Source organism: Paenibacillus salivarius (assembly GCF_051307165.1).
In the GTDB taxonomy this organism is placed as follows: Bacteria; Bacillota; Bacilli; order Paenibacillales; family Paenibacillaceae; genus Fontibacillus.
Genome location: NZ_CP195592.1, coordinates 4,848,653 through 4,865,000 on the forward strand (window position 1 = coordinate 4,848,653; position 16,348 = coordinate 4,865,000).

Here is a 16,348-nt window from a genome sequence, read left to right on the forward strand (position 1 = left end):
CTCGTAAAAAACTCTTTTCTCGAAAAAATAGTCGATCAGGACGGTTTATACCTGGTCGACTATTTTTCTTTGTTGGCTTAGTTGCCCGACTTTCAGTAGATTGTGCGCAAGGGAAAGCCACCCGATTTCAAGGCTTACTTTTCGTAGGCCTCGAAGCAGGAAGCGACGGAATCCTCGGTTATTCTTTACTTGCCCAAACACACTTTCTGTTTCATGCATGCGCTGAACCGACAGAGCGTAGCCCTCTTCGCTGGTCAGCCGATCCCGAGCCTGCTTTTTATAGTGCAAATATTTCATACTTACTTGGATTTCCCGGTTTCCGCTGGCTTTGGTACATGTTGCTTTGAGCGGGCACTCCTCACATGAGTTACTTCTGTAGTGCCGCTTTCGGATCTCATATCCGCTTTCGGTTTTCTCAGTGCTCTCCCGGATGAAAGTCAGTTTCTGTCCCGCTGAACAGGTCCATGTATCCTCGGCTTGGTCATACTGCCAGTTGTCGAGTTTGCTTATATCCTTTTTCCAAGCTTTTGTTTTCTCTTTGTGGTAGGTGTTATATTTGACGATTGCTTTCACGTCTTCGTCTTCCAGGTAGGCGTAGTTTTCCTCACTTCCATATCCAGCATCGGCAATAACGGTGCCAGGCAATCGGCCCAGTTGTGCCTTTACCTTCTCTAGATGTGGCTTTAGCGTTCGCGTATCGGTTGGTCGTTGATGTAGGCTGTAGCCAACGATGAATTGGTTCTCTGTTCCAATTTGTACATTGTAACCGGGCTTGAGCTGCCCGTTCTGCATATGGTCTTCTTTCATACGCATGAATGTGGCATCCGGATCGGTTTTGCTGTAGCTGTTGCGCTCGCCGAGGATTTCTTGTTGCTGTTCGTATTTTTGCAAACGAGGGAGCAGATCTTTACGTAGAGCGCGTACGGTCTTCTTGAGCGGTTTATCCTTAGGTGTCTCCTGCAGTTTGGCTTCCAGTTGCCGAGTGATCTGCTCCAGCTTTTGACTGGTCAGGCTACTGACCTCTCCCAACTCTGGCAGGTCTCTACCTTGCTGCTCTTGTTCTTCCTGCTGCTCAGCCCGTTCGATGGTCTCAAATAGCGTATGTACTTTTACTTGCAGCTTCGCCTTGTGCTTGACGACTGCCTTGCCCCAAACGAAGGTATACCGATTGGCATTCGCCTCGATCTTGGTCCCGTCCATGAAGTAATGATCCAGTTGCACATACTTGGCATCTACAAGCATCTGAAGCACTTCAGTGAACACCAGTTCCAATACGTCTTTCATGCGTTCTGAGCGAAAACGGTTGATGGTGCGGAAGTCCGGACGTTGACGACCAGAGAGCCACATGAACATGATATTTTCTCTGACGGCTTTGGCGATTTGCCGGGAGGAGTAAATGCGCTGAGTGTATGCGTAGATAAGGACTTTGGTGAGCATCTTAGGGTGATAGCTGTTACGGCCGCCGCCGGGGTAAGCTGTTGCAAAGATTTTGTCGTCCAAGTGATTAACAGCTGCATTGACGACTCGAACGAGGTGATTTTCTGGAATATCTTCTTCCAAGTCCATTGGCAAGCAAAGTTGGTCCATGGTATATTGAATGTACAAAAGAAACCTCTCCTTTTGGTTTGTGGTGGTGTGGTACTTCCATTTTACCAAAGAGTGGTTTCTTTTTGTTTAACAAAATGGAAAGGGGGTGTCCCTCAGTCATCTACGATGACTTTTGGGACAGCCTCGATAAGGTAAACACGGTTTCACTTGCAGTCATGATTAACCATTTTCTTCGTAGACTTCATGTTTAAGAAACATGACGATTTCGAAAGCAGCAAATGTTGCGAGGATTGTCCGATATAACATATCGCCGAATTCAATTAGGTATAGTTCCTGGTTTCGGTTTTTGTCGATGAATTTAATTAATTGTTGATCCGATTCATAATTATAGGAATGATGTCCAATGCTGTTTCTTACGATATTATCAAGACTCTTAGGGTCCAGGAATGGGTTGAATATGTTTTCGTTTTTAAAATATTTAATTTTATTTCCTTTATTCTGAACCTGTTTATCATAGTCGACTATTGTGTGAATTGTTTTGAATTCATTCGCTATTTCGGGTTCGAATTTGTTTCTATTTCCCCGTTTATGAATATTTTGTATGCCTAAAAAAAGTGGCAGCATCGCTCCTATAACCTCATACGCTTCTACATAATAGTTTTTTAACATATCAAAGTTGGTGGTCATTATCCCTCGTTCTTCTTTTGTGCTTTGAATATCGTCCGTTTTGAACAGATCCGACAGGATAATCGGCCATATCAACCTGAAATATTCGGCAAAATTTTTCAACATTTGAATCACGTTTTCATCAGAATAGGAGACAAGATCTATAAGATCTTTCCTAAGACAAATGATTTCCTGGCGATTTCTTTTCAATTCCAAACGTAACATATTCAATAATTCTTGCAACTTGTCACGGTAATTCATGACGATAAATGAGAACGGAGTTAGAATTACTTTTCTGATAACTTTCGGGTAATCGATGTTTAGAACCTTGACTGCTAGACGTGGGCTCTCGACGTATTTGTGTAAAAGAAGTTGGCGGTCAAGATATTTGAAGTTCTTATTTTTGTAAAGCTCCCAAGTTCTTATTGATATATTGAACCGTTCATCAAACCCTTCCGTAACAGCTTTTACCAAGCTAGATTTATCCATTGTACGACGTTGGGAACTCATTGACTCAAGGATAAACGGAGAGAAGATTAATAGCGGATCATCCATCTTATAGGGTCTAATTTTAAATGTAAAGAACTCCGTTGCAAGTTGAAGGAAGTGACTGGGCTCAATTGTTCTGTCCATCACTATTTCTGCATTGTTGCAGTTAAATTCTTTGACCATCCCTTTGTCCAAGTCGTCATTCCAAGTCAAATAACCACTGATCGTTATACCGCACTCTGGACAGTTATAAGCAAATCGATTTTCTAGCACGTATCCGCCGTAAACTTTTAAAAGCACCTTATTATTACAAACTGCACATTGTAGATGTATATTTGAATTCAATTCTATTCCCCTTTTTCGACTTTGGAGTATTTAGTATGGATAATAAGAAGAAACATTTTCCATTAGCCATAGCCATAATATCCTTGATCAAGTCCATATTCTTGTCTCCATGGTACTGTCTCTCTTTAACATCCAGATAATCGCATTCATATCCGATTAATTCAGAAAATGTTATCCATCGAGCCCCTTCCTTTATCTATGTACAATGAACTAACCTATATTTGTAAAAATTCGACGTTCATCAAGAAACCCCTACTTAATTCGCAAGAATTTCCCAAGAGAAAAATAGAGCAAAAAAAAGGATGAGCAGCGCGACTTTGTTTTCGCAGTGCTCATCCTTTAATTATAGTTAGTTCCTTCAACTGTTGGTGGTGGAAGTGACGATCCCCCTTACTCCACCGTCACGCTCTTCGCCAAGTTTCTTGGCTTGTCGACGTCGTTGCCGCGAGCCAGGGAAGCGTAGTATGCCAGGAGCTGCAGCGGCACAACGGACAGCGCCGGAGTCAGCAGAGGCAGCGTCTTCGGAATCGCGAAAGCCTGGTCGACGGATTTCAACAGTCCGGCCACATGCTCTTCGTGCGTGATCGCCATCACGTCCGCGCCGCGGGCCTTCACTTCCTTGATGTTGCTGACGGTTTTCTCCAGGACCGCTTCCTGCGTCGCCAGAGCGATGACAGGGATGCCCTCTTCGATCAAGGCCAGCGTTCCGTGCTTCAACTCGCCTGCAGCATAGGCTTCGGAGTGAATGTAAGAGATCTCTTTCAGTTTGAGCGAGCCTTCCAAAGCTACGGCATAATCCAGGCCGCGGCCGATGAAGAACAGGTGCTCATTCTTGGAGATTTGCTCGGCGTACGCTTTAATTGCATCTGCATTTTGCAGCATGCTTTCCACTTGCTCAGGCAATGCCTGCATTGCGGCGATGATATGCGCCACTTCTTCTTCCGTTTGCGTGCCGCGAACTTGAGCCAGGTAGAGGCCAAGCAGGTAGAACGCGATCAACTGGGAAGTGTAGGCTTTGGTCGAAGCCACGGCGATTTCCGGGCCGGCCAGGGTCGCAATCACGTCGTCCGCATCGCGGGCGATTGAGCTGCCGACTACGTTGGTGACAGCCAACACATGTGCGCCGTTGGCATGAGCTTCGCGAAGCGCAGCCAAGGTATCCGCCGTTTCGCCGGATTGGCTGACCACGATCACGAGCGTTTCCGGCGTAATCAATGGCGAGCGGTAACGGTATTCAGACGCTACGTCAAACGCTACCGGTACGCGAATCAAGCGTTCGATCGCTGCCCCGCCGACAAGACCGGCATGATAAGCCGTACCGCAAGCGACGATGTGAATGTTGGTGATGGAGCGGATTTTCTCCTCGGTCAGCTTCAGATTCGGTAACAGCACCTTCCGTCCGGATTCGTCGATCCGTCCGCGCATCGTGTCCCGATAAGCCTTCGGCTGTTCATGGATTTCTTTCAACATGAAGTGATCGAAACCGCCTTTTTCCGCGGTTACCGCGTCCCAATCGACAGAAATCATTTCCCGAGAAATAAAATTCCCCTCAATCGTCATCAATTCGACAGCATCTTCGGTCAATACCGCCATTTCTCCGTCATTCAGGATATACACATTACGCGTATAGTTCAAAATAGCCGGAATATCGGAGCCGATGAAGTTTTCGCCTTCACCCAATCCGATGATGAGCGGGCTTGCTTGACGAACCGCTACGAGCTTGTTTGGCTCATACTCCGTCAATACGCCGAGTGCGAATGCCCCGCGCATGAAGGTGATCGCTTTTTGAACGGCTTTCACGATGTCGCCTTCATACTCGCGGGCCACCAGATGGGAAATGACTTCCGTATCCGTCTCCGAAACAAATTCGAAGCCTTGGCCGATCAGCTCTTCTTTCAACTCCAGATAGTTCTCGATAATTCCGTTATGAACGACCGAAAACTTCTGGCTGTGGTCGGTATGCGGATGAGAATTGACATCCGACGGTTTGCCGTGGGTAGCCCAGCGGGTGTGTCCGATTCCGGCGGACCCTACCAAAGGCGCTCCCTCCAATTTGGACTCGAGGTTGGCCAAACGGCCGATCGACTTGGCGATTTGAAGACCGTCCGGCGTAAAGACCGCGATTCCCGCCGAATCATAGCCGCGGTACTCCAGCTTCTTCAGTCCTTCCAGCAATACCTTCTGAGTGTCTCTCTTCCCGATATATCCAACGATACCACACATAATTTATATATCCTCCGTTTCGTTCTCTCCAAATTTTTAAGGCAGGAGAAAAGAAGCGGAAGAGCTTGGCACGGTCCACAGAGACAGAACTATTCAGTTATCGGGTCATTACAACCCTTGTGAAAAAACAGAAAAGTTACAAGTAACCTGACTTATTTTCATGAATGTCCATGATTCTCCGTTCCCCGCGCGTCTTCCGCGCTTTCTCCCGCACACTCATGAATAAAAGATCTGATAATCCAATCAAATTTATAAACATCAATCCGTAAGGTTTGTAAGAACGGTCGCCCATTCCTTTTGCCCTTGCGGTTACGGTGTGATGCGGCACCGGGAGGCCCCCGCCGAACAACTCGAACACCTCCACCTCGTCAGCTTGCATTTGCCGTGTACATCGATCAGAAACGTCTTTCCGGTTGCTCATCCATATCGATTAAAGCTTTACCCAACGATTCCCGTCGATGCCTGGACGCGCGAAATGAAGCTCTGGCGCTTAACTGCTTGGTAACCTCACTACCCTCGCTTTCTTTTCTTGAATATGCTTATTATATGCATCCGCGGGGCATTTGGCAATAATCATGATGTCCCAGTCGATCCGGCCCTTGCCCCACAAGGCATTACCCAAACAAAAAGCCGCTGAAACCGGATTTTCCCAGTCCCAGCGGCTCATTTTTCATACCCCTGCAAAAAGTCTTAGAAATGTAATTACTTGTTAAAAAAGGCAGGTTTTTAGCACCGAGAAGATTGGATGAAGATGGGACTGAGGAGCGGAGCGTAGGCAAAAACCTACGTGAGCACCGGAAGGCCCATCTGAATTCAAGATTCGATGCCGGTTATTCTTCTTGATTTGCTTCGTGATCAAAAGATGACTTTTTTAACGACCTATACCAGTTCTTTTTCGACGACTGCCGCAATCTGCCCTACAAGCTGCTCGAGCTCATCCTTGTCCGGGCCTTCCGCCATCACGCGGATCAGGGACTCCGTACCGGAAGGACGCACCAAAACCCGGCCGTTGTCGCCGAGAGTGCGCTCTACGGATGCAATCGCTTCTTCGATCGCGGTATTCCCGATATACTTGCTCTTATCCTGCACGCGGACATTGACGAGCACCTGCGGATACTGCTTCATAACCTTTTTCAACTCGCTAAGCGGCTTGCCCGCGGACTTCATCGTATCGACCAACTGAATGGCCGTCAGAATGCCGTCTCCGGTCGTATTATAATCCAGGAAAATCACGTGGCCGGATTGCTCTCCGCCCAGGTTGTACCCGCCGCGGATCATTTCGGCCATGACATAACGGTCTCCGACCGCGGTTTGCTGGGTGTTGAGTGCCAGCTTGTTGGCCGCTTTGTAGAAGCCGAAGTTGCTCATGACCGTCGATACGACCGTGCTGTCTTTCAGCTTGCCGGCACGATTCATCGCATCCCCGCAAATGCACAAAATGTAATCCCCGTCGACCTCTTCGCCCTTTTCGTCAATCGCGATCAGGCGGTCGGCGTCTCCGTCAAAGGCAAGTCCCAAATCGGCGCCCAGACGGATGACCTCTTCCTTGAGCTTCTCCGGATGCGTGGACCCGCAATGATCGTTAATGTTAAGCCCGTTCGGCTCTGCCCCAATCGTATGAACCTCCGCGCCCAGTTCGCGGAACAGCATCGGAGCCAGCTCGTAGGCCGCGCCGTTGGCGCAGTCAAGAACGATTTTAAGGCCTTCAAACGAGTTCTGGATCGTTGTTTTCAAATGGGCCAAGTATTTGTACTTCGAGTCGTTGTCGACCGTCACGGTGCCAAGCCGGCCGCCTACAGGGCGAGGAAGCTCGTCGACCTCCTTGTCCATCAATTCCTCGATGCGCAGTTCCGTTTCGTCCGACAGCTTGAAGCCGTCGCTGCCGAAAAATTTAATGCCGTTATCCTCCACCGGATTGTGGGAAGCCGAAATCATGACCCCCGCATCGGCGTTAAGCGTGCGCGTCAAAAAGGCAACCGCCGGCGTAGAAACCACGCCAATACGGATCACGTCCGCACCGATCGACAACAGCCCGGCGACGAGCGCCGATTCCAGCATGACGCCCGAAATGCGGGTATCCATCCCGATCACGACTTTCGGCTTGGGAACCTGCCCGGCAAGCACATAGCCGCCGCAGCGGCCGATCTGATAAGCAAGCTCTGCCGTCAATTCTTTATTCGCAATTCCGCGTACTCCGTCTGTTCCAAAATATTTCCCCATGATTTCACTCCTTCAGCATGTGTTGAAGCCTGACCTCATCTTTATGGCTACGGTGCATGGCTTCGGTTTCTTCTCTTCCCGATATGTTCTTCGTTGTTTTAATTTCCGCTGTTTCCTGTTGATGCGGAACCATTCCCGTTGCCGTTATTCGTGGCATGGTCCGTCGCTTCCCCGGTCGTTGCACCATTTCCGCCGTTATTCGCGCCGCCGTTCCCGCCGGGATCGTCCGGTTCATTCGCCGTGTCCGGAGTCGAAGTGGTCGGCTTGCTCTTTTCCTGCAGCTCAATCTGCACTTCCAATGTTGGATTGGATTCGGACAGTACGACGTAATCCGGCAATTTGACGGTTACGGGCACCGTATGAACGCCTGGCTGCAGCCCCGACAAATCTGCCGTAGCTATGATATCCTGAGGCGTCAGCTTAGCCAGCACTTCTTTAGAGCCCAGCACCGTCAGTGAGATTTTGGAATCCGCCGGGTGAACAAACTTTTCCGTTAACGTCTCCCCGACATTGGTCAATGTGATCGGAATATCTTCAACAAGCTTCTGACCGGCCGGTTCGATCCTCACGGTGACCTGAACGGAGCTCGGCTCGATTTTCTCAAAACCTTCCGGCGGAGTCAAGCCTACCGTGTATCTGGTCTCATTTGTGCCTTTAAATTGACTGAGGTCGACGGTAACCGGATAGGAAGAAATACCCTCCAGCGCTTCCTTCGTCCCATAGACGGCCACGCCTTCCACATTTGCGGTCATGCCCGCCAGGACATAACCGGTAGGAAGCTGCCCGGTTCCCCGTATCTCCAAAGGCACACTTTTATACAATTTGTTAATCGGAATGTCGACTTCGACGGATCCCGGCGAGATCTCCGCGTTCTTCAATTCCTGCCCATGCCTATCGTATGCGGTGAGCTTCACGCTCTTGCCTTTCACCGATTCGTTCAATCCCGTTACGTCCACGGTACCTTGGACCTTTTGAAGTTCCGCGATTTCACTTTGCGGCAGCGTGACTTTTACAGTTCCTGCCCCCGCCAAAATCGCGGTACCTAACTGCATCCCGTCCGCCGGATTGCCTTTGGTTACAATCGTGACCGGTATTTCCTTCGTTTCTTTTGCCTCAATCGTTACCTTTATGATCGACGGCTCCATGGACACCAGTTGAACTCCGGGAGGAAGTTCATGGGTCAATGGTAGGGTGATGGTACCCGGCCCGATATTTTTCAGATCCAGTTTCACTTTATAATCGGAAAAGTTCGTCGTTAAGTCGGTGCGTTTCCCTTTGACCTCCAGCCTCACCGTATCCGGCTCCAGATTGTACAGCACATATTTGTCGCTATCGAAGCCGGTCACTTGAATTTTGGCCTCGATCGTCTTGCTGTTGACCACGGTCGTCGGCGCAACCGGCGCCCCGCTGTCGATGTGGACCATCGCCCACAGGAGAATACTGAAAAGAAGGGCGATCACCTTCGCAAAATTGTTATGGTTGAGCCACTTATCCATTATTTCCGGCCTCCTTCCTTTTCCAGAAAGGCTTGCGCTTTTCCTTCTGGCCAGAATTCGGTCCCAATTCTTCGTACAATTTGGAAATCAGCGATTCTTCATTAATATCGCGGACGATCTGTCCGTCGATCGCCAGGGAAATTTGTCCCGTTTCTTCGGACACCACGATAGAGATCGCGTCCCCCACTTCGCTAATCCCGATCGCGGCCCGGTGCCGGGTTCCCAGTTCCTTGCTGATGAACGGATTTTCCGATAACGGCAAATAGCAGGCGGCAGCCGATATTCTATGGTTCTGTACGATGACGGCCCCGTCATGAAGCGGCGTATTCGGTATAAAAATGTTGATCAGCAGCTGTGACGATATCAACGATTGTGTCGGAATTCCCGATTCGGTGTACTCATTCAGACCCGTATCCCGTTCAAAAACGATTAACGCTCCTATTTTTCTACGGGATAAATAATTAACGGCCTTAATGATCTCCCCGATCTCCTTACCGAACGCCTCTTCATCCGCCGTATTGCGCCCGAACAGCTTGCCGCGGCCGAGTTGCTCCAAGGCACGTCTCAATTCCGGCTGGAAAATAATGAAGATGGCCAGCACCCCGAACGTAAACATCTGATTCATCAGCCACTTCAACGTGTAAAGGTCGAACCAGGTGCTCACCGCCCAGATGACGACGAGGACAACGATCCCTTTTAACAGCTGAATCGCTCTTGTTCCCCGAACCAGCAGGATCAAGTGGTAAATTATATAGGTAACGATAAGAATATCGATAACGTCTTTAATGTAGTCTTGCCAGGTCAAATTCACAAAATAGTTCATGTTGCGCTGCAACCCCCAACCAGGATCCTGCCGACGAAAACGACGACGGGTCAACGATTTATGTAAAATCACTTTGCATGGAGCCCTTGTAAGTTCCCTACCCTCTAGGTTATAACGTTCCACAGACAGATGCAAGCATGCAATAATTCTAGTATCTTCCTCCACATCATGAAAAAATTCCCTTTTGCAAAAAAAAGAAAAGGGCGCCTGCATCTCCCCCAAGGGAGGGCGCCGCCTTCGTGCTTTCCTGTTTATCTATACGCGACTTCCGTGAATACGTTGGTAATCCTGTACCAGATCCAATCCAAGGCCTGATCGATGCTTTTGATTTCCCCGGCGATATGTGCGGTCGAAGCCTGGTAATACGATCCGTCAATCACCGTCAAATTCCCCTCAACGTCGCCATAAATTTCCGCCTTGCCGTTCTCCACCGTCAAATTCCCGGCAATCTTGGAGCCGCTCGGCACGGTCACCGTATTGCCGTTGATGATGACCTGATCAGGATCCGCCGTTTTCACAACGAGCTGATCATCGCTCTCCCACAACGAAATCGCGCTGAACAGCATCACCACCAAAAACATGGCCGCCGCCGTCAATGCCGGATGTCTGCGAATCCAGCCGATCCAAGCCTGCTGCTTGCGCTGGCTCGGAAGCTTGCTCACGATCCGATCCACCAGATCGTCGGAAACCTGGGCGGTTCTTTGCTTGATTGCCGCAAATAGCATTAAATCCGTTTGCTCAAGCTCCCTAAAGCGTTCATTGCAAGCGGAGCAACTTTCGAGATGGGATTTCAGCTCCACGGCCCGCCCACGTTCCAAATCGTCATCCAGATAATCATGCATCAATGAGGAGGCTTGTTTGCAATCCATATCAGCCAATCCTTTCTCAGTATCAATCTATGGATAACCAATACACCGTACTGGCATAGTCGTCCTATCTTACATTACGTTCATGCGATCAAAGCGTTTCACAAAATAAATTTATTCTCCAGCTTTTTCCGTAAAAATTCGCGTCCCCGGTGGACCCTGGTCTTTACGGTGGTAACCGGCATCTCGAGTACGTCGCTGATTTCCTGTAGCGACATGTCCTGAAGATACCTCAAAATAATGACCGATTTATATTTCGAGGGCAATCCGGCGATCGCCTGATGAATGGTCCGCTGGGTTTCGGACAGCAGATATTCCGATTCCGGGGTCCGTTCGTCTCCGGGAATCAAGGAATAGCCGTCCATCCCCTCCTGGTCGTTCATCTCCGCATCAAGATAATAGCTGGGCTTGCGCTTCCTCAATTTATCTATGCAAAGATTGGTAGCGATCCTGTATAGCCAGGTTGAGAATTTTTGCTTCTCATCATACCGGTGAAAATTTTTATAAACGCGCAAAAAGGCTTCCTGGACGATATCCTCAGCTTCATGCCTGTTGGAGAGCATCCGATATGCCAAATGAAATATTTTATCCTTATACAAATCCACGAGTTCGGCAAAAGCCGTTTGATCCCCTTTACGGGCCAGCTTTACCAATCTCGCCTCAAAATGGTCCACCACAACGATTTCCCCCAGATCCTTGGACGGGCTTATTTGGGTCACCTGCCTGTCCGACCTTCCGCTCCCGAGCCCATACGCGGTACTTTTGGCCGTCGGCACTTCAATCAAATGTTAATTCAACTGACATCAAATTGCAATACAATTGACTTCCTATTTTCACAAGGAAAAAAATAAAGCCGAATCCTGCTCCCGCATTGGGGAGAGGACCGGCTTAAACTCATGGCTTCGAGCGTATCAGCCCGTATTCCGGAGTCCTGCGGCAATGCCGTTGATAGTGAGGAGCACCTCGCGTAGCAGGATCGGATCGTCCTGGCCGCGTTCCCGGATAGCCCGCAGCTCCGTCAAGAGCTGCACCTGCATGTAACTGAGCGGATCCACATACGGATCGCGGAGCCGGATCGATTCATGCAGCGGGGAATCGTCAAGGATGTCCGGAAGTCCGGTGATTTTCAGGATCATCTCTTTCGTTAGATGATATTCCTGTTCGATTTGTCCGAAGATTCGTTCTTTCGCATCAGGATCGCTGCACATTTTCGCATATTCTTTGGCGATCACAAGATCGGCCTTCAAAAGAGCGAACTGCAGCGTATCGATCAGCGATTTGAAGAACGTGGAATTCCGGTACATATCCTGAAGAACCTTCAAGTTCTCTTCATTGTTTTGGTAATAGGTGTACAATCCGGTACCTGCCGCATACCAAGCCGGGAAAAGATAACGGCTTTGCGTCCATGCGAACACCCATGGAATCGCCCGCAGATCTTCGAATCGGTCGCTGTTTTTGCGCTTCGACGGTCTGGAGCCGATATTCAGTTCGCCGACTTCCAGAAGCGGTGTCGATTCTCTGAAGAATTTCAGGAAATCCGGCTCACGGAATACCAGGTCCTGATACTTGCTCAGGGAAGTTTCCGAAATTCCCGCGACGATGGCGTCCCACTTCTGTTCTTCAGGCGAGCAAGCTTGCTGCGTCTTGACCTGGATCGCCGAAGTAATCAACGCCGACGTTGCGGTTTCCAAACTCCGGTAGGCGATCCCCTTCAAAGCGTAGCGGGAAGAAATCACTTCGCCCTGCTCGGTGATCTTGATTCCTCCGCCGATCGTTTCCGGCGGCTGTACAAGAATGCTGCGGTTCAGAGGCATGCCTCCACGACCGAGCGCGCCGCCGCGTCCATGGAAAAATTTCAGCTTGATGCCGAAATCTTTTGCCGCTGCCGTAATTTGCTTCAGCGCTACGCGCAGCTCCCAGTTCGCGGTCACTACGCCGCCGTCTTTATTGCTGTCGGAATATCCGAGCATAATTTCTTGCAAATCACGCATGGCCGCCACGGATTGGCGATAGATCGGCATATTGAACAGCCGCCGCATAATCCCGGGCGCTTCATGCAAGTCGTCGATCGTCTCGAAGAGCGGAACCGCCTGGAGCGTACATACGACCGTACCGTCCGCTTCCTTGTGGAATAAGCCGACTTCTTTGGCGAATACCATAACCTCCAGAATATCGCTGGCCGCTTCCGTCATACTGATCAGGTAGCTGGTGATGCATTGGGTGCCGAACTCTTTTTGCGCCCGGAAAACGGTCCGGTATACATTCAGACATTCGTTCGTGCTCTCGCTGTATTCCTGGTACGGAGAAGTCAGAGGCCGAGGGTCGTTCAGCAAACGCTCCAAGAGAGCTACCTTTTCATCCTCTTCCAATTCCGCGTAGTTGCTTACGATATTCATATTCGCAAGAACTTCCGTCATCGCGTTCTCATGTTCCTTGCTGTGCTGGCGGATATCCAGCGTGGCGGTATGGAAACCGAACAATTCAACCTGGCGGACCAGTTTCTTGATGTGCGAGTCCGCGACGTAATCCGCGTAATGATGGCGCAAGCTCCGGTCGATGATTTTCAAATCCTCGATCAGTTCGCCGACATCCTCGTATCCTTCACCCGTGCCTCTCTTCGAATCGTCGAGTACGTTGTGAAGCTTCTCCGTCATGTAAGTCAGCTTAATGCGGTATGGTTCCTTGTCATTGCGCCACTGCGGCGTTTTGTTCAAAGTCACCTGCAGACGGTCCTTCTGAATCGATGCGATCAACTCGTCCGTGACGTCGACAATGCTCGTGCTGAAGCTCAGATATTTGAACAATTCGGACAACTGCCGCTGATATTCGCGAATGGCGAGCTTACGCTGCATTTTCAGCGTCTCCCAGGTCACGTCGGACGTTACGGACGGGTTACCGTCCCGGTCGCCCCCGATCCAGGATCCGAACCGCAAATAGGTCGGCACATGCCACAAATGCTCAGGATAGTATTTGCTCAGGCAGCGTTCCAGTTCCTGATAAACCTCAGGGAGCACATGGAACAGCGTTTCGTGAAAGTAGTACATTCCGTTTCTTACTTCATCGAGCACCGTCGGCTTACGATCTCGTAGCTCATCGGTTTGCCAAAGCGTAATCACTTCATTCAGCAACTTCTCTCTAAGCTGCTCGCGCTCGCGGAAAGTCAGCGTCGGATTATCGAGTTCCATAACGTCTTCGGCAATCCGCTTGTGGATATCGAGAATGGCCCGGCGTTTCGCTTCCGTCGGATGTGCGGTCATCACAAGTTCCAACGACATGCCCGACAAAATCTCCTCGGCCTCGCTAAAGGTAAATCCGCGCTCTTTCAGGTCTCTAACGGCAGCTTCAATGGACCCCGACTGCACCGCTTCGCCCGCCGAGCGTTCATAGTCTCTTCTTCGGCGAATCCGATGGTTCTGTTCGGCGATATTAACCAATTGAAAGTAAATCGCGAATGCTCGGATGACCTGGTGTCGAATTTCAGGTTCAAGGGAATTGACCATCCCTTTAAACTCTTCATGCAGTTCCGGCAAAAACACGGCTCTTAGCGACTTGCTGGCTTCACGAATCTTCTCGACAATATCCAAGAGCTCATTACCGCCTTGATGGACAAGGACCTCTCCTAGAATATTGCCCAAAAAACGTATATCACGCCGAAGCAGGTTGTTTGAGTTGGTTTTGCCGGCAGCTACCGTTAATTCCGTCATATTTCTCCCCCATTTCATCCAATTCTGTCTAGAAGCCTTCCTACAATCATACAATAAACTTCCCCGAAAATCTTCACTATATTTGTAAAGGAAATTAAAGGGTACAATTCATTCGGAAAGCCTACAGCCCCGTCACACCATTACATCTACCCTAACACGGTGAAGCAATAAAATGCAAGGTTAAAAAAAACCTGTGATTATAACAAAAAACATCATCCGTCTGATGATGTTGCTGTTATGTATGGAGCGGGTGATGGGAATCGAACCCACGCTACCAGCTTGGAAGGCTGGAGTTCTACCATTGAACTACACCCGCACCTTATAATGGTCGGGACGACACGATTCGAACATGCGACCCCCTGGTCCCAAACCAGGTGCTCTACCAAGCTGAGCTACGTCCCGAAATAAGATGGTACAACTATGAAGTTAAAAGTGGCGCGCCCTAAGAGATTCGAACTCCTGACCTTTTGATTCGTAGTCAAACGCTCTATCCAGCTGAGCTAAGGGCGCATATTATGGAGCGGACGACGGGAATCGAACCCGCGACCCTCGCCTTGGCAAGGCGATGCTCTACCGCTGAGCCACGTCCGCAAACATGGTGCGCGTGGAGGGACTTGAACCCCCACGTCAAAGACGCTAGATCCTAAGTCTAGTGCGTCTGCCAATTCCGCCACACGCGCACTTTAAAAGTGAGCCATGAAGGACTCGAACCTTCGACACCCTGATTAAAAGTCAGGTGCTCTACCAACTGAGCTAATGGCTCATGAGTGAAAATGGCTGGGGATATAGGATTCGAACCTATGCATGACGGAGTCAAAGTCCGTTGCCTTACCGCTTGGCTAATCCCCAATAAACAATATGGTGGAGGCTGAGGGGATCGAACCCCCGACCCTCTGCTTGTAAGGCAGATGCTCTCCCAGCTGAGCTAAGCCTCCGTATGTATGGTGACCCGTAGGGGATTCGAACCCCTGTTACCTCCGTGAAAGGGAGGTGTCTTAACCCCTTGACCAACGGGCCATCCAGTAAAAAAAGTGGAGCTTCCAACCGGGATCGAACCGGTGACCTCATCCTTACCATGGATGCACTCTACCTACTGAGCTATGGAAGCAAATGGCTCCCCGAACAGGACTCGAACCTGTGACAACTCGATTAACAGTCGAGTGCTCTACCAACTGAGCTATCAGGGAATATTATGCTTGGCGGCGTCCTACTCTCCCAGGACCCTTCGGTCCAAGTACCATCGGCGCTGGAGGGCTTAACGGTCGTGTTCGGGATGGGTACGCGTGGAACCCCTCCGCCATCGCCACCAAACGGTTCAAGCGTTGATCGCCTGAAAACTGGATACGAAACTTCATTTGCATGTTTAGATCTTTTTGGATAAGCCCTCGACCGATTAGTACTGGTCAGCTCCACACATTGCTGTGCTTCCACCCCCAGCCTATCAACCTCGTCGTCTTCAAGGGGTCTTACTAGTTGGGAAATCTCATCTTGAGGGGGGCTTCACGCTTAGATGCTTTCAGCGCTTATCCCGTCCGCACTTAGCTACCCAGCTGTGCTCCTGGCGGAACAACTGGTGCACCAGCGGTGCGTCCATCCCGGTCCTCTCGTACTAAGGACAGCTCCTCTCAAATTTCCTACGCCCACGACAGATAGGGACCGAACTGTCTCACGACGTTCTGAACCCAGCTCGCGTACCGCTTTAATGGGCGAACAGCCCAACCCTTGGGACCTACTTCAGCCCCAGGATGCGATGAGCCGACATCGAGGTGCCAAACCTCCCCGTCGATGTGGACTCTTGGGGGAGATAAGCCTGTTATCCCCAGGGTAGCTTTTATCCGTTGAGCGATGGCCCTTCCATGCGGTACCACCGGATCACTAAGCCCGACTTTCGTCCCTGCTCGACTTGTCAGTCTCGCAGTCAAGCTCCCTTATGCCTTTGCACTCTTCGAATGATTTCCAACCATTCTG

The 16,348-nt window shown here is 49.9% G+C and carries 11 protein-coding genes, 11 tRNA genes and 2 rRNA genes (1 of these 24 only partly in view); all 24 read right to left on the reverse strand.

What is annotated here, in order from left to right:
- Positions 1 to 45: 45 nt before the first annotated feature.
- Positions 46 to 1,605: an IS1182 family transposase gene (locus tag ACSFXJ_RS22520; protein WP_435922573.1), complete on the reverse strand. Its 1,560-nt coding sequence runs from the start codon at positions 1,603 to 1,605 to the stop codon at positions 46 to 48.
- 162 nt (positions 1,606 to 1,767) lie between these two features.
- On the reverse strand, positions 1,768 to 3,048 hold the full coding sequence (locus ACSFXJ_RS22525) for a hypothetical protein (RefSeq protein ID WP_435922574.1): 1,281 nt from the start codon (positions 3,046 to 3,048) through the stop codon (positions 1,768 to 1,770).
- Positions 3,049 to 3,438: 390 nt separating this feature from the next.
- The gene (gene glmS / locus ACSFXJ_RS22530) at positions 3,439 to 5,271 is read right to left on the reverse strand and encodes a glutamine--fructose-6-phosphate transaminase (isomerizing) (protein ID WP_435922575.1); all 1,833 of its coding nucleotides are present in this window, start codon (positions 5,269 to 5,271) and stop codon (positions 3,439 to 3,441) included.
- A 136-nt stretch (positions 5,272 to 5,407) separates the two neighbouring features.
- Positions 5,408 to 5,650 (reverse strand): hypothetical protein, encoded by a 243-nt coding sequence (locus ACSFXJ_RS22535; protein WP_435922576.1) that lies wholly within the window; start codon positions 5,648 to 5,650, stop codon positions 5,408 to 5,410.
- A 111-nt stretch (positions 5,651 to 5,761) separates the two neighbouring features.
- Positions 5,762 to 5,938: a hypothetical protein gene (locus tag ACSFXJ_RS22540; protein ID WP_435922577.1), complete on the reverse strand. Its 177-nt coding sequence runs from the start codon at positions 5,936 to 5,938 to the stop codon at positions 5,762 to 5,764.
- Positions 5,939 to 6,150: 212 nt separating this feature from the next.
- Positions 6,151 to 7,491, reverse strand: coding sequence for a phosphoglucosamine mutase (gene glmM, locus ACSFXJ_RS22545; RefSeq protein WP_435922578.1), 1,341 nt, complete (start codon positions 7,489 to 7,491; stop codon positions 6,151 to 6,153).
- A gap of 98 nt (positions 7,492 to 7,589) precedes the next feature.
- Complete coding sequence (locus ACSFXJ_RS22550; RefSeq protein WP_435922579.1) at positions 7,590 to 8,987, reverse strand: CdaR family protein; 1,398 nt, start codon at positions 8,985 to 8,987, stop codon at positions 7,590 to 7,592.
- Positions 8,980 to 9,810, reverse strand: coding sequence for a diadenylate cyclase CdaA (cdaA, locus tag ACSFXJ_RS22555; protein WP_435922580.1), 831 nt, complete (start codon positions 9,808 to 9,810; stop codon positions 8,980 to 8,982). The genes ACSFXJ_RS22550 and cdaA overlap by 8 nt, the downstream gene beginning before the upstream one ends.
- A 251-nt stretch (positions 9,811 to 10,061) precedes the next feature.
- Complete coding sequence (locus tag ACSFXJ_RS22560; RefSeq protein WP_435922581.1) at positions 10,062 to 10,679, reverse strand: zf-HC2 domain-containing protein; 618 nt, start codon at positions 10,677 to 10,679, stop codon at positions 10,062 to 10,064.
- Between the two features lie 98 nt (positions 10,680 to 10,777).
- The gene (gene sigW, locus ACSFXJ_RS22565; RefSeq protein WP_435925835.1) at positions 10,778 to 11,350 is read right to left on the reverse strand and encodes an RNA polymerase sigma factor SigW; all 573 of its coding nucleotides are present in this window, start codon (positions 11,348 to 11,350) and stop codon (positions 10,778 to 10,780) included.
- Between the two features lie 237 nt (positions 11,351 to 11,587).
- Positions 11,588 to 14,380, reverse strand: a complete 2,793-nt coding sequence (ppc, locus tag ACSFXJ_RS22570; protein WP_435922582.1) for a phosphoenolpyruvate carboxylase — start codon at positions 14,378 to 14,380, stop codon at positions 11,588 to 11,590.
- A 242-nt stretch (positions 14,381 to 14,622) separates the two neighbouring features.
- Positions 14,623 to 14,696, reverse strand: a tRNA-Gly gene (locus ACSFXJ_RS22575).
- A gap of 9 nt (positions 14,697 to 14,705) precedes the next feature.
- A tRNA-Pro gene (locus ACSFXJ_RS22580) sits at positions 14,706 to 14,782 on the reverse strand.
- A gap of 31 nt (positions 14,783 to 14,813) precedes the next feature.
- Positions 14,814 to 14,890, reverse strand: a tRNA-Arg gene (locus ACSFXJ_RS22585).
- A 6-nt stretch (positions 14,891 to 14,896) separates the two neighbouring features.
- Positions 14,897 to 14,971 (reverse strand) — tRNA-Gly (locus ACSFXJ_RS22590).
- Positions 14,972 to 14,976: 5 nt separating this feature from the next.
- Positions 14,977 to 15,060, reverse strand: a tRNA-Leu gene (locus tag ACSFXJ_RS22595).
- 10 nt (positions 15,061 to 15,070) lie between these two features.
- A tRNA-Lys gene (locus ACSFXJ_RS22600) sits at positions 15,071 to 15,143 on the reverse strand.
- Between the two features lie 11 nt (positions 15,144 to 15,154).
- Positions 15,155 to 15,229: transfer RNA gene (locus ACSFXJ_RS22605), tRNA-Gln, on the reverse strand.
- A gap of 10 nt (positions 15,230 to 15,239) precedes the next feature.
- Positions 15,240 to 15,315: transfer RNA gene (locus tag ACSFXJ_RS22610), tRNA-Val, on the reverse strand.
- 7 nt (positions 15,316 to 15,322) lie between these two features.
- Positions 15,323 to 15,397: transfer RNA gene (locus tag ACSFXJ_RS22615), tRNA-Glu, on the reverse strand.
- A 15-nt stretch (positions 15,398 to 15,412) separates the two neighbouring features.
- Positions 15,413 to 15,488 (reverse strand) — tRNA-Thr (locus tag ACSFXJ_RS22620).
- 3 nt (positions 15,489 to 15,491) lie between these two features.
- Positions 15,492 to 15,567: transfer RNA gene (locus tag ACSFXJ_RS22625), tRNA-Asn, on the reverse strand.
- 7 nt (positions 15,568 to 15,574) lie between these two features.
- Positions 15,575 to 15,691 (reverse strand): 5S ribosomal RNA (rrf, locus tag ACSFXJ_RS22630).
- A gap of 62 nt (positions 15,692 to 15,753) precedes the next feature.
- Positions 15,754 to 16,348 (reverse strand): 23S ribosomal RNA (locus ACSFXJ_RS22635); it runs 2,462 nt beyond the window's last position.